Annotated in this window: 9 protein-coding genes; all 9 read left to right on the top strand. The window is 63.5% G+C overall.

Translation table 11 applies throughout. The features are described from left to right. Positions 1-123: 123 nt before the first annotated feature. The 9 genes from IEW63_RS11695 (at position 124) to IEW63_RS11655 (ending at position 13,304) form a co-directional block, all read left to right on the top strand. A complete protein-coding gene (locus IEW63_RS11695; protein WP_188636813.1) occupies positions 124-2,880 on the top strand; it encodes an LPS-assembly protein LptD in 2,757 nt (918 codons plus the stop codon). Next, positions 2,870-4,162, top strand: a complete 1,293-nt coding sequence (locus IEW63_RS11690; RefSeq protein ID WP_188636812.1) for a peptidylprolyl isomerase — start codon at positions 2,870-2,872, stop codon at positions 4,160-4,162. The genes IEW63_RS11695 and IEW63_RS11690 overlap by 11 nt, the downstream gene beginning before the upstream one ends. After that, the gene (gene pdxA, locus IEW63_RS11685) at positions 4,163-5,155 is read left to right on the top strand and encodes a 4-hydroxythreonine-4-phosphate dehydrogenase PdxA (protein WP_188636811.1); all 993 of its coding nucleotides are present in this window, start codon (positions 4,163-4,165) and stop codon (positions 5,153-5,155) included. Beyond that, positions 5,152-5,973 carry a 16S rRNA (adenine(1518)-N(6)/adenine(1519)-N(6))-dimethyltransferase RsmA gene (gene rsmA, locus IEW63_RS11680; RefSeq protein ID WP_188636810.1) on the top strand — a complete coding sequence of 274 codons (822 nt, stop codon included), beginning with the start codon at positions 5,152-5,154 and terminating at the stop codon, positions 5,971-5,973. The genes pdxA and rsmA overlap by 4 nt, the downstream gene beginning before the upstream one ends. Before the next feature lie 3 nt (positions 5,974-5,976). Further along, positions 5,977-6,789: a symmetrical bis(5'-nucleosyl)-tetraphosphatase gene (locus IEW63_RS11675; protein WP_188636809.1), complete on the top strand. Its 813-nt coding sequence runs from the start codon at positions 5,977-5,979 to the stop codon at positions 6,787-6,789. Positions 6,790-7,070: 281 nt separating this feature from the next. Beyond that, positions 7,071-8,993, top strand: coding sequence for a PrkA family serine protein kinase (locus tag IEW63_RS11670; RefSeq protein WP_188636808.1), 1,923 nt, complete (start codon positions 7,071-7,073; stop codon positions 8,991-8,993). 23 nt (positions 8,994-9,016) lie between these two features. Further along, positions 9,017-10,288, top strand: a complete 1,272-nt coding sequence (locus tag IEW63_RS11665) for a YeaH/YhbH family protein (RefSeq protein WP_188636807.1) — start codon at positions 9,017-9,019, stop codon at positions 10,286-10,288. Then, a complete protein-coding gene (locus IEW63_RS11660; protein WP_188636806.1) occupies positions 10,285-11,838 on the top strand; it encodes a SpoVR family protein in 1,554 nt (517 codons plus the stop codon). Before IEW63_RS11665 ends, IEW63_RS11660 begins: the two co-directional genes overlap by 4 nt. 209 nt (positions 11,839-12,047) lie before the next feature. Next, the gene (locus IEW63_RS11655; RefSeq protein ID WP_188636805.1) at positions 12,048-13,304 is read left to right on the top strand and encodes a multifunctional CCA addition/repair protein; all 1,257 of its coding nucleotides are present in this window, start codon (positions 12,048-12,050) and stop codon (positions 13,302-13,304) included. Positions 13,305-13,479: the final 175 nt, after the last annotated feature.

Genomic DNA, 13,479 nt, shown 5'->3' with positions numbered 1-13,479 from the left:
GCTCTGGCGGCCAACAATGCTTTATTATCCACGATCTCTATTCAGAAACAGCACCCATATTGCAAATTGCCTCGCCGTTCACCTAGCGAGCCTGCACGCCGACTGGAAGACCGGATAATTATAATGCTCAACGCAAAACCTCCGTTTCGCCCCAAGCTCCCCCTGTTGCTCGCCAGTGGACTGCTGTTGGCACAACCCGTCAGCACCATTGCCAACCAGGTCGAATGCCGCCCCGGCGCCGACGGCGGCTGGGTCTGCAACCCGCTTGAGACCACCGGCAAGCTTCCTCCGCGCCCGGACAAACCGGTGGTTCGCAGTGACGAGCCTGCAGTGGAGGCAACCGTCCAGGCGCCGAGCCAGCGGGCAGCGCGTGAGGATGCGGAGCGCGCCGCCGAAGTGGACTTCAGCGAACTGGACTGGGTACCCCGGGACCGGCTGAGCGAAGCCCAGCGGGCAGCCATAGCCCCCTACTGCGGCGGTGACTACATCGAGCCCGAACGCATCGGCTACGACGACGACACGCCGTTCGACGAGCTGCCCATCTATGCCACCGCCGACTCCAGCAGCTTTGAGCAGAACCGCGACACCGGCACCCTGGAAGGGGATGTGGTGCTGCGTCAGGGGCGCCTGCAGGCCCAGTCCAACCAGGCCAGCTACGACCGGAACAATAATCTGGTCCGTCTGGAAGGTAACGTGCGGCTGCGGGATCAGGGCGTGCTGGTGCTGGGCAACGACGCCGAGATGCATGTGGATACCGGCGAAGCCAGGGTCAACAGCGTGCGCTATGTCGTGCATGAGGCCAGTGCCCGCGGCACCGCCGACAGCCTGCGGCGCCGGGATGATGCGGTCATCGTGATGACCGACGGCTCCTACACCACCTGCGAGCCCGGCAGCAACGCGTGGAGCCTGCACAGCGACGACATCGAGCTGGACCGGGAGAAGGGCTGGGGTGAAGCGCGGCATGTGACACTCAGGGTGAAGGACTTCCCGGTGTTCTATACGCCCTACATCTACTTCCCGATCGACGACCGCCGCCAGAGCGGCCTGCTGGTACCGAGCCTGTCCTACAGCAGCGACTCGGGCACCGAGTACACCCAGCCCTACTATTTCAACCTGGCGCCGAACTACGACGCCACGCTGTACCCGACACTGATGACCGATCGGGGCCTGCAACTCGAAGGCGAATTCCGCTATCTGACACCGCGCAGCGAGGGGCAGATCGGCGCGTCCGTCCTGGACGACAGGGAGGACGAGCGCGAGCTGCAGTCGGGCTATGAAGACCAGCGCTGGATGTACAGCTGGCAGCATGTCACGGATTTCACCCCGCGCCTGCGCGGCGAGGTGGATTACACCGACATCAGCGATTACTACTACTTCCAGGACCTGGACACCTTCCTCGGCATCAATCAGGGCGACTTTCTCGACCAGCGGGGCAGTCTCGCCTGGCAGGGCAACCACTACCGTGCCGCGCTGAATGTACAGGCCTTCGAACGTGCCACCATCACCGACATCACACCCTACGAGCGCCTGCCGCAGCTGACCCTGAACGGCACCCTGCCCTATCAGCCCGGCGGCCTGCGCTTTGACTACGGCACGGAGTTCGTCAGCTTCAAGCGCGATCTCATGAGTGGTTTCACCACGGACCGTGACGGCAATACCGGCACCCCGGCACACCGCTGGTATGACGACCGTCTCACCGGGCTGACCCGTGCCGAGGGCGAGCGGTTGCACCTGGAGCCGAGTGTCAGCCTGCCCCTGGACTGGGACTGGGGCTTCGTCAAGCCGACCGCCAAGTACGCCTATACACGCTACGACCTGTCGCTGGACAACACCGGGCGGACCACTCTGGGCCAGAGGGACGGGGTCTTCTACGAGAGCTTCGACAGCAACCAGGATCGCAGCGTGCCGATCTTCAGTGTCGACAGCGGGCTGTATTTCGACCGCCCCACCCAGTTGTTCGGTCAGACCTACAACCAGACCCTGGAGCCCCGGCTGTTCTACCTGTACGTGCCAGAGGAAGATCAGCGTGACATTCCGATCTTCGACAGCAGCGAGCCGGCCTTCAGCTATGCCTCGCTGTGGCGGGACAACCGCTTTTCCGGCCGGGACCGCATCGGTGATGCCAACCAGATCTCGCTGGGGCTGACCAACCGCTGGATCGACTCCAGGGGAGTGGAGCGGCAGACCTTCAGCATCGGTCAGGCCTACTATTTCCGGGACCGTGAAGTCCAGCTGCGCGGTATCGATTACCGCGACCGCCGTGAAGCCCAATCGTCGGAATCACCGGTTGCGCTGGTCTATCAGTACCGTCACAACGAAGACTGGCGTTTCACCTCGACCTTCAACTGGGATACCGACCAGAGCGAGACCCGCAGCGGCAGCGCCATGTGGCACTATCAGCCGGCGGACAACCCGCGCAAGATCCTCAACGTCGGTTACCGCTATCGCAACGAGACCATGCGTTTCGACCGCAATCAGGGTATCTGGACCACCAACCCGGATTACGGCCAGCCCGGCGACCCGGACTACATCGCCAACTACTACAAGACCGACCAGCATGACATTTCCTTCATGTGGCCGGTCTCCAACCAGTGGAGCCTGATCGGCCGCTGGCAGCGTGACTATGGCCGCAACCGCACCGTGGAAGCCTTCGGCGGTTTCGAGTATGACAGCTGCTGCTGGAAGCTGCGGGTGATCAACCGCTACTGGATCGACTACGATGAAACCAGCCTCAACCCGCGCCTCAACGACGAGCCGGATCGGGGTATTTTCCTGCAGGTTGTCTTCAAGGGCCTCGGCAATGTTGCCGGCGGCAGCATGGAAACGCTGCTTGAAGAGAGCATTACCGGTTACCGAGAGCGAGAATCCAATGCATTTTAAGCTACATCCGAAACTCATCGGCCTCTGCGCCGGGCTGCTGCTCAGTACCGGCATCCAGGCCCAGATGGTGGAACTGGACCGGGTCGCTGCGATCGTCGACAACGACGTGATCATGGCCAGCCAGGTCGAGCAGCGGATGAACACCATCCGTGCCCAGCTGGCCGAGCGTGGCGCCGGCGAGTTGCCTTCGGACGAGGTCATGCGCAACCAGGTGCTGGACCGCCTGGTACTGGAAAGCATCCAGCTGCAGATGGGCGAGCGGGCCGGCATCCAGATCGATGAAGGCACCCTGAACCAGACCATGGCGCAACTGGCCGAGCGTAACGGGGTGACCCTGGAGCAGTTCCGCGCCGCACTGGAGCGCGACGGCATCGATTATGGCCTGGCCCGCGAGCAGGTTCGCCGCGAGCTGATCATCAACCGGGTCCGCCAGCGCCGGGTTGCCGAGCGCATCCAGGTCAGCGACCAGGAAGTGCGCAACTTCCTCAATTCGGAGATGGGCCGTTACCAGACCGCCGCGGACTACCGCCTGGCCATGATCGTGTTGCCGGTTTCGGAGAATGCGACCAGCGAGGAGGCGCGCCGTCAGTCCGAGGCCGCCGATGAAATCTACCGTGAGCTGCAGGCCGGTGCCGACTTCACCAGCCTCGCGGTCAGCCGCTCCGGTGGCGAGCACGCTCTGGAAGGCGGCGAGCTGGGCTGGCGCAAGGCGGTGCAGCTGCCCCCCGCCTTCGTCAATGCAGTCGACGAGGTGGGCGTCGGCGGTATCACTCCGCCCCTGCGCTCCCCTGCCGGATATCACATCCTGAAATTGCTGGACAAGCGTGGTGGCGACAACCTGATGGTCAACGAGTACCGGGTTCGCCACATCCTGATCAAGCCCAGCGAGATCCGCAGCGAGGCAGAAGCGGCCCAGCTGATTCAGCGCCTGTACGAGCGGATCGGCAACGGCGAGTCCTTCGAGAACCTGGCCCGCGCCTTCTCCGAGGACCCCGGATCGGCGCTGAACGGCGGCTCGCTGGACTGGGTCATGCCCGACGCCATGGTCCCGGAATTCCGCGAGATGATGGTGGCAACGCCCCAGGGCCAGGTGTCCGCTCCGTTCCAGAGCCAGTTCGGCTGGCACATCCTGCAGGTCATGGATCAGCGGGAAGTGGACATGACCGACGAGATGCGCGAGCAGCAGGCCCGCAATCTGCTGCAGAACCGCAAGTTCGATGAAGAGTTGCAGACCTGGCTTCAGGAAATCCGCGACGAAGCCTACGTAGAGATAAAGAGTTAAGTGAGTGTCCTGTCCATTGCCCTGACTGCCGGCGAACCCGCCGGCATCGGGCCCGATCTGTGTCTGCAGCTGGCCACCGAGCCCTGCGCCCATCAACGCGTCATCATTGCCGACCCCGACCTGCTGGCCGAGCGCGCCAGCCTGCTGGGCCTGGATATCGAGTTGCTGCCCTACGACGCCGCACAGCCGGCCCGCGCCCAGCAGGCCGGACAGATCAGCGTCCTGCCAGTGCCGCTGACGGCCTCCTGCCAGCCCGGCAAGCTGAACCCGGCGAATGCCCGCTATGTCCTGGAGACCCTGCGCCTGGGCGGCCAGGGCTGCCTGGACGGTGAGTTCGCCGCCGTGGTGACCGCCCCCGTGCACAAGGGCGTGATCAATGATGCCGGCGTGCCGTTCTCCGGGCACACCGAGTTCTTCGCCGACCAGACCGGCACCCGGCAGGTGGTGATGATGCTGGCCTGCCCCGGTCTGCGAGTAGCCCTGGCCACCACTCACCTGCCGCTGCGTGAAGTGGCGGATGCCATCAACACCGAGTCGCTGGAGCGGGTGATCCGCATTCTTCAAGCTGATCTGCAGGACAAGTTCGGCATTGCCGAACCGCGCATCCTGGTCTGCGGACTCAACCCGCACGCCGGCGAGGGCGGTCATCTGGGTCGGGAGGAGATCGACATCATCATCCCGCTGCTGGAGCGTCTGCGCGGCGAGGGGATGGCTCTGGAAGGTCCGCTGCCGGCGGACACCCTGTTCACCGCGAAGCATCTGGACCACGCGGACGCAGTGCTGGCCATGTATCACGATCAGGGTCTGCCGGTGCTCAAGCACAAAGGCTTCGGCCAGGCGGTGAACATCACGCTCGGCATGCCCATCATCCGCACATCGGTGGACCACGGCACCGCCCTGGACCTGGCCGGCACCGGCCGCGCCGATGTCGGCAGTCTCAGGGTCGCGCTGGATACCGCCATCAGCATGATCGAAGCCCGGAGCAGACAATGAGTGAATTCGCTCCCCACCGCGCGCGCAAGCGTTTCGGTCAGAACTTCCTGCATGACCACGGCGTCATCAATCGCATCCTGCGTGCCATCGGCCCGCGCGAGGGTCAGCATCTGGTGGAGATCGGCCCCGGCCAGGGTGCGTTGACCGCCGGCCTGGTCGACAGCGGTGCACGTCTGGATGTGGTGGAGCTGGATAATGACCTGCATCCCCGTCTGCTGGCCATGTTCGGCCACAAGCCGCTGTTCACCCTGCATAAGGGCGATGCGCTGAAGTTCGACTTTCGCAGCCTGGTGCAGCCCGGCGAGAAACTGCGGGTGGTCGGCAACCTGCCCTACAACATCTCCACGCCGCTGATGTTCCACCTGCTGTCCCAGGCCGACTGCGTGGCGGACATGCACTTCATGCTGCAGAAGGAAGTGGTGCAGCGGCTGGCTGCCACCGCCGGCATGAACCATTACGGTCGGCTCGGTATCATGGTGCAGTACTGGTGTGAAGTGGAGCACCTGTTCGACGTCGGCCCCGGCGCGTTCAATCCGCCGCCCAAGGTCGACTCGGCGATCGTCCGGCTGACCCCCCACGCCCGCCTGCCGCATCCGGCCGACGATGTGGAGATGCTGGAGATCGTGGTACGCGAAGCCTTCAACCAGCGCCGCAAGACCCTGCGCAACACGCTCAAGCCGCTGATGGACGCCGATGCCATCGCTGCGGTCGGTATCGACCCGACCACACGCCCCGAGCAGGTCGATCTGGCCGGCTGGGTGCGCCTGGCCAACCAGCTGGCGCAGGCACGCCCACAGACCGCGCCGCCATCGAGCTGAACCATGACCGTCTACGCCGTAGGTGATATCCAGGGTTGCCTGAAGCCCCTGAAATGCGTGCTCGACAAGGTCGGGTTCAACCCCTCGCAGGATACCCTGTGGTCGGTTGGCGATCTGGTCAACCGAGGCCCCGCCTCGCTGGACACCCTGCGCTTCATCGACGGGCTCGGCAATGCCTGCATCAGCGTGCTGGGCAATCACGACCTGCATCTGCTGGCCTGCGCCCATGACCGCTCGCGGCTGCGCAAATCCGATACCCTGCTGCCCATCCTCAAGGCGCCGGACAGCGAGCAGCTGCTGGCCAACCTGCGCCAGCGCCCGCTCGCCCACCTGGACCGCAGCCGCAATATCATCATGACCCATGCCGGCATCCCGCCCGTCTGGAGCCCCGAGGAGACCCGCCAGTACGCCGCCGAGGTGGAAGCCGTCCTGCGCTGCGATCAGCAGCTGCCCGGTTTTCTCGCGGAGATGTACGGCAACGAGCCGGCTCGCTGGAATCCGCAGCTGGAAGGGACACCGCGCCTGCGGCTGATCACCAATTACCTGACCCGCATGCGCTTCTGCAAGGCAGACGGCACCCTGGAGCTGAAATCCAAGGACGCCCCCGATGAGCCACCCAAGGGGTATGCCCCCTGGTACCGCCACCCGCGCCGTGAGCCGGACGTACAGATCCTGTTCGGCCACTGGGCTGCCCTGGAAGGCAAGGTCGGGATACCCGGCATCCATGGGCTGGATACCGGCTGCGTATGGGGCAACCGGCTGACGCTGATGAACCTGGATACCGGTGAGCGGCTCCACTGCAAGTGCCGCCCCTGACCGTTCAAGGTAAATATTTTCTCCCTTTCCTGTCACCCTCGCCCAAAGCAACTATCCTGAAGTCAAGGCAATTAGAAAAAGCAGAGCCGGTCCGCCGGCTTCCGATAAAAGGGGAGCAGGCCGAAGCGCATCCCAGCTGCCTTCGGCACTTCTCCCGGGCCTTGTCTGACAAGCGGTAACGGGGGATTGCACATGTCGAGATCTTCGCCCTTCACTGCGTGGCAGGTGGGTTCCTACCCGGAAGCCCCGGACCTCAACCCTGGTAACAGCGAGGTCATGCCATGAGCATATTCAGTCACTTCCAGAATCGTTTCGAGACCGTTCAGCAGGAGGAGATGTCCCTCCAGGAATACCTTGAACTGTGCAAGGCCGACCCTTCGACCTATGCGTCGGCCGCCGAGCGATTACTGATGGCGATCGGCGAGCCGGAGCTGATCGATACCTCGCTTGATCCGCGTCTGTCGCGCATCTTCTCCAACAAGGTAATCAAGCGCTACCCGGCCTTTGCCGACTTTCACGGCATGGAGGATGCGGTGGAGCGCATCGTGTCCTTCTTCAAGCACGCCGCCCAGGGGCTGGAAGAGCGCAAGCAGATTCTCTACCTGCTCGGGCCGGTGGGCGGCGGCAAGTCCTCCATTGCCGAGAAGCTCAAGGCGCTTATGCAGCAGGTGCCCTTCTATGCGATCAAGGGGTCGCCGGTGTTCGAATCGCCGCTGGGGCTGTTCAACGCCGCCGAGGATGGCCACATCCTCGAGGAGGATTACGGCATCCCACGGCGCTATCTCAACAGCATCATGTCACCCTGGGCAGTCAAACGCCTGCACGAGTACAACGGCGACATCAGCCAGTTCCGCGTGGTCAAGCTGTACCCGTCGATCCTGCAGCAGATCGCGGTGGCCAAGACCGAGCCGGGTGACGAGAACAACCAGGACATCTCTGCGCTGGTGGGCAAGGTGGATATCCGCAAGCTGGAGGAATTCCCGCAGAACGACCCGGATGCCTACAGCTATTCCGGTGCGCTGTGCCGGGCCAACCAGGGCCTGATGGAATTCGTCGAGATGTTCAAGGCGCCGATCAAGGTGCTGCACCCGCTGCTGACCGCCACCCAGGAAGGCAACTACAACAGCACCGAGGGCCTCGGCGCACTGCCCTTCAACGGTGTGGTCCTGGCCCACTCCAACGAATCGGAGTGGCACACCTTCCGCAACAACAAGAACAACGAAGCCTTCATAGACCGGATATACATCGTCAAGATCCCCTACTGCCTGCGGGTCAGCGACGAGATCCAGATCTACCGCAAACTGCTGGCCAACAGCTCCCTGTCCAGCGCCCACTGCGCGCCGGACACCCTGAAGATGCTTGCCCAGTTCAGCGTGCTGTCGCGCCTGAAGGAGCCGGAAAACTCCAACGTCTACTCGAAGATGCGCATCTACGATGGCGAGAACCTGAAGGACACCGACCCCAAGGCCAAGTCCATCCAGGAGTACCGTGACGCCGCTGGCGTCGACGAGGGCATGAGCGGACTGTCCACCCGTTTCGCCTTCAAGATCCTTTCCAAGGTGTTCAACTACGACAACACCGAGGTCGCGGCCAACCCGGTGCACCTGCTGTATGTGCTGGAACAGCAGATCGAGCAGGAGCAGTTCCCGGCCGAGGTCAGCGAGCGCTACCTGCGCTTCATCAAGGAATACCTGGCGCCGCGCTACGTCGAGTTCATCGGCAAGGAAATCCAGACCGCTTATCTGGAGTCCTACAGCGAATACGGTCAGAACATCTTCGACCGCTACGTGCTGTATGCCGACTTCTGGATCCAGGACCAGGAATACCGCGATCCGGACACCGGCGAGATCCTCGATCGCAGCGCCCTCAACGAGGAACTGGAAAAGATCGAGAAACCGGCCGGCATCAGCAATCCCAAGGACTTCCGCAACGAAATCGTGAACTTCGTGCTGCGTGCCCGCGCGCACAACAACGGCAAGAACCCGACCTGGCTCTCCTACGAGAAGCTGCGCGTGGTCATCGAGAAGAAGATGTTCTCCAATACCGAGGATCTGTTGCCGGTCATCAGCTTCAACGCCAAGGCATCCACCGAGGATCAGAAGAAGCACAACGACTTCGTCACCCGCATGGTGGAGCGGGGCTATACCGAGAAACAGGTGCGTCTGCTCTCGGAGTGGTACCTGCGGGTACGCAAGGCGCAGTAGTCTGAGGTTATCGGGAGAAGCCCATGAGCTATGTGATTGACCGTCGACTGAACGGCAAGAACAAGAGCACGGTCAACCGCCAACGCTTTCTGCGGCGCTACAAGGCGCACATCAAGAAGGCGGTGGAAGAGGCGGTCGGCCGGCGCTCCATCACCGATATCGACCATGGTGAGCAGATCAGCATTCCGGCACGGGATATAGACGAACCCATCTTCCACCACGGCCCCGGCGGCCGGCAGACGCGCGTGTTCCCGGGCAACCGGGAGTTCGCTACCGGCGACCGTATCCCCCGCCCCGAGGGAGGCGGGGGCGGCGGCGCGGGCAGTCAGGCCGGCAACAGCGGTGAAGGGGAAGACGATTTCGTGTTCCAGATCACCCAGGAGGAGTTCCTCGACTTCATGTTCGAGGATCTCGCCCTGCCCAACCTGATCAAGCGCCACCTGACCGGGACCGATACCTTCCGCACCGTGCGTGCCGGGTTCAGCCAGCAGGGCAACCCGTCCCGGATCAACGTGGTGCGCTCGATGCGCGCCGCCCAGGCGCGGCGCATTGCCCTGTCCGGCGGCAGCCGCGCGCGATTGCGCGAGGCGGTGAAGGAGCTGGAGCAGCTGCGCCAGCAACAGCCGGACAACCTCATCGACATCCGCGAGCTGGAGCTGGAGATCGAACAGCTGCGGGCGCGCATCGACAAGGTGCCCTTCCTGGACACCTTCGACCTGCGCTACAACCTGCTGGTCAAGCACCCCGACCCCAGCTCCCGTGCGGTCATGTTCTGCCTGATGGACGTCTCCGGCTCCATGACCCAGGCCACCAAGGACATGGCCAAGCGTTTCTACATCCTGCTGTACCTGTTCCTGCAGCGCAGCTACGAGCGGATCGAGGTGGTATTCATCCGCCACCACACCAGTGCCAAGGAGGTGGATGAAGAGGAATTCTTCTATTCCCGGGAAACCGGCGGCACCATCGTCTCCAGCGCCCTGCGGATGATGCAGCAGATCATCGCCGAGCGCTATTCGCCGGCGGAGTGGAACATCTACTGTGCCCAGGCCTCGGACGGCGACAACTGGAACGACGACTCGCCGATCTGCCGGGAACTGCTGGTCCGCCAGCTGATGCCCGCCATGCAGTATTACTGCTACGTGGAGATCACGCCGAGGGAACATCAGGCCCTGTGGTACGAGTACGAGAAGGTTGCCGAGCTGTTCCCGGACAGCTTCGCCCAGCAGCAGATTGTCGATGCCGGTGATATCTATCCGGTATTCCGCAAGCTGTTCCAGAAGAGGATGGCCACATGAGTCGACAGCCCATTTCCAGCGGGTCGGAATGGACCTTCGAACTGATCCGCGAGTATGACCGCGAGATCGGGCGCATCGCCCACGATATCTACGGCCTGGACACCTACCCCAACCAGATCGAGGTGATCACCGCCGAGCAGATGATGGACGCCTATGCCTCGGTGGGCATGCCGCTGGGCTATCACCACTGGTCCTATGGCAAGCACTTCCTGCATACCGAAAAACACTACAAGCGCGGGCAGATGGGCCTGGCCTACGAGATCGTGATCAACTCCGATCCGTGCATCGCCTATCTGATGGAAGAGAACACCATGACCATGCAGGCGCTGGTGATCGCCCACGCCTGCTACGGTCACAACTCCTTCTTCAAGGGCAACTACCTGTTCCGCAGCTGGACGGATGCGGGCTCGATCATCGATTACCTGGTGTTCGCCAAGCAGTACATCACCCAGTGCGAGGAGCGTTACGGCATCGACGCGGTGGAAGACCTGCTGGACTCCTGCCACGCGCTGATGAACTACGGCGTGGACCGCTACAAGCGCCCTGCTCCCATTTCGGCGGAGGAGGAGCGCCGCCGCCAGCAGGAGCGGGAGGAATATCTGCAGCGCCAGGTCAATGACCTGTGGCGCACCATCCCGGTCAACCCCGACACCCATGACCGCCGCCAGCAGGAATCACGCTATCCCAGCGAGCCGCAGGAGAGCCTGCTCTACTTCATCGAGAAGAACGCGCCGCTGCTGGAGCCCTGGCAACGGGAGGTGGTGCGCATCGTGCGCAAGGTGGCGCAGTATTTCTATCCCCAGCGCCAGACCCAGGTGATGAACGAGGGCTGGGCCACCTTCTGGCATTACACCCTGCTCAACCACCTCTATGACGAGGGCAAGGTCACCGACGGCTTCATGATGGAGTTCCTGCAGTCCCATACCAGTGTCATCTACCAGCCGCCGTTTGACAGCGACTGGTTCAGCGGCATCAATCCCTATGCGCTGGGCTTTGCCATGATGCAGGACATCCGCCGCATTTGCGAGAATCCCACCGCCGAGGACCGTCTCTGGTTTCCCGACATCGCCGGTGGCGACTGGCTGGAAACCCTCAAGTTCGCCATGCGTACCTTCAAGGATGAGAGCTTCATTCTGCAGTACCTGTCGCCGCGGGTAATCCGCGAGCTCAAGCTGTTCGCCATTGTCGACGACGAAAAGGACGATCACCTGCAGGTGGCCGCCATCCACGACGACGCCGGCTACCGCCGCATCCGCGAGCTGCTCGCCGCCCAGTACAACCTGGGCAACAACGAGCCCAATATTCAGGTCTGGGAAGTGGATCGCCGCGGCGACCGCTCCCTGACCCTGCGCCACCAGCGTCACGAGGGCAAACCCCTGGGGCAGACCACCGAGCGCATGCTCAAGCACCTGCACCGCCTGTGGGGCTTCGACATCCATCTGCAGAGCTGGGATGGCGATACCCTCAGGGACGAACAACACATGCCGCCCCGCCCAGCGGCCGAAGAACAGAAACTGCCCCGCTTCGACATGAATATCCCACCCATCTGACCGGAGGCCGCGGCCCCGCGGCCTGCCCCCACACAGAACTTCTCACACAGACGCGCTGTTCCCTACCCTATATGCACCTCCCGTGTTACCTGACGGGCCCCTGTCCACTCCCTGTGGGAGCCGCGACCCCGCGGCGATCGGCGCGCACCGCGCGCCCGGCCAACCCAGCCATCTTGCGACAACCCCACCTCACCCCCTAAGCTTGCCCGATGAAAACAGACTTCCATACCTACCTGGTCGGCGGCGCCGTGCGCGACCAGCTGCTTGGCGTGCCCTGGCACGAGCGTGACTGGGTAGTGGTCGGCGCCGCCCCAGAGCAGCTGCTGAACCTCGGCTTCCGCCCGGTCGGCCAGGACTTCCCGGTATTCCTTCACCCGCAGACCGGAGAGGAATACGCCCTCGCCCGAACCGAACGCAAGAGCGGTCGCGGCTACGGCGGTTTCACTTTCCATGCCACCCCCGAGGTTACGCTGGAAGAGGACCTGCAACGCCGCGACCTGACCATCAACGCCATGGCCATGGACGACCAGGGCAAAATCATCGACCCCTATGGAGGCCAGCAGGACATCGCTGACCGCCTGTTGCGGCATGTATCGCCGGCTTTTGCCGAAGACCCCCTGCGGGTGCTGCGGGTTGCCCGTTTCGCCGCCCGCTATGCGCCGCTGGGCTTTCGCGTGGCTGACGAGACGCTGCAGCTCATGCGCGAGCTGGCCGAGTCCGGCGAGCTGCGGGAGCTGACACCCGAGCGCAGCTGGAAGGAAATCAGCCGGGCGCTGATGGAAGATCGCCCGGACGTCTTCATCCGGGTGCTGCGCGATTGCGGAGCCCTGGCAGAGCTGCTGCCGGAAGTCGACTGCCTGTTCGGTGTACCGCAGCCGGAGGCCCATCATCCGGAGGTCGATACCGGCGAGCATGTGCTGCTGGTGCTGCAACAGGCTGCACGCATGCAGCTGCCACTGGCGGCGCGCTGGGCCTGCCTGCTCCATGATCTGGGCAAGGGTCGCACGCCGGAGCGTTTCTGGCCGAAACACCATGGTCACGAGAGCAAGGGGCTGGCCGCGGTCAAGGCGGTAAACCAGCGCAGCAAGGCGCCGCGCGAATGTCAGGAGCTGGCGCTGCTCACCTGTGAGTATCACACCCACTGCCATCGGGCCCTGGAGCTGAAGCCGGGCACGCTGATGAAGCTGTTTCGCGCCTTCGATATCTACCGGCGGCCGGAACGCTTCGAGCAGTTTCTCGGCGCCTGCGAAGCCGACGCCCGCGGGCGGACCGGGCTGGAACAACGTGAGTATCCGCAAGCCGATTTTCTGCGCGGAGCCGCCGCAGCGGCGCGCTCGGCGCAGGTGCAGCGGCTGCTGGAGCAGGGCTACCAGGGAGCGGAACTGGGGAAACAGATGGAGCAGGAGCGGTTGCGGCTGGTGAGTGCGTATTGTCAGGCCAGTCGCTCGGCGGTGAAGCCTGAGTGAGGGGCCAGCGCCGATACTGTGCCGGGCCCCCGGGGCCGCTGACGCGGCCCGATCGCCCCGAGGTCGGGGCTCCTACCGATGGGGCGCGAGACAGCAAATTCTTGAACACCTGCACGAAACCCTGGCTTTGCGTAGGAGCGGCGACCCCGCCGCGATTGGCGTGCAACGCACGCCC

It is taken from the genome of Halopseudomonas pertucinogena (assembly GCF_014646575.1).
Taxonomy (GTDB): domain Bacteria; phylum Pseudomonadota; class Gammaproteobacteria; order Pseudomonadales; family Pseudomonadaceae; genus Halopseudomonas; species Halopseudomonas pertucinogena.
The sequence above is the reverse complement of the archived record's forward strand: the minus strand, read 5'-3'. Positions and strand labels throughout refer to the sequence as shown.

Coding starts and splice junctions, on each gene's coding strand:
- IEW63_RS11695 (WP_188636813.1), top strand. CDS start 124: ATGCTCAACGCAAAACCTCCGTTTCGCCCCAAGCTCCCCCTGTTGCTC.
- IEW63_RS11690 (WP_188636812.1), top strand. CDS start 2,870: ATGCATTTTAAGCTACATCCGAAACTCATCGGCCTCTGCGCCGGGCTG.
- rsmA (WP_188636810.1), top strand. CDS start 5,152: ATGAGTGAATTCGCTCCCCACCGCGCGCGCAAGCGTTTCGGTCAGAAC.
- IEW63_RS11675 (WP_188636809.1), top strand. CDS start 5,977: ATGACCGTCTACGCCGTAGGTGATATCCAGGGTTGCCTGAAGCCCCTG.
- IEW63_RS11670 (WP_188636808.1), top strand. CDS start 7,071: ATGAGCATATTCAGTCACTTCCAGAATCGTTTCGAGACCGTTCAGCAG.
- IEW63_RS11665 (WP_188636807.1), top strand. CDS start 9,017: ATGAGCTATGTGATTGACCGTCGACTGAACGGCAAGAACAAGAGCACG.
- IEW63_RS11660 (WP_188636806.1), top strand. CDS start 10,285: ATGAGTCGACAGCCCATTTCCAGCGGGTCGGAATGGACCTTCGAACTG.
- IEW63_RS11655 (WP_188636805.1), top strand. CDS start 12,048: ATGAAAACAGACTTCCATACCTACCTGGTCGGCGGCGCCGTGCGCGAC.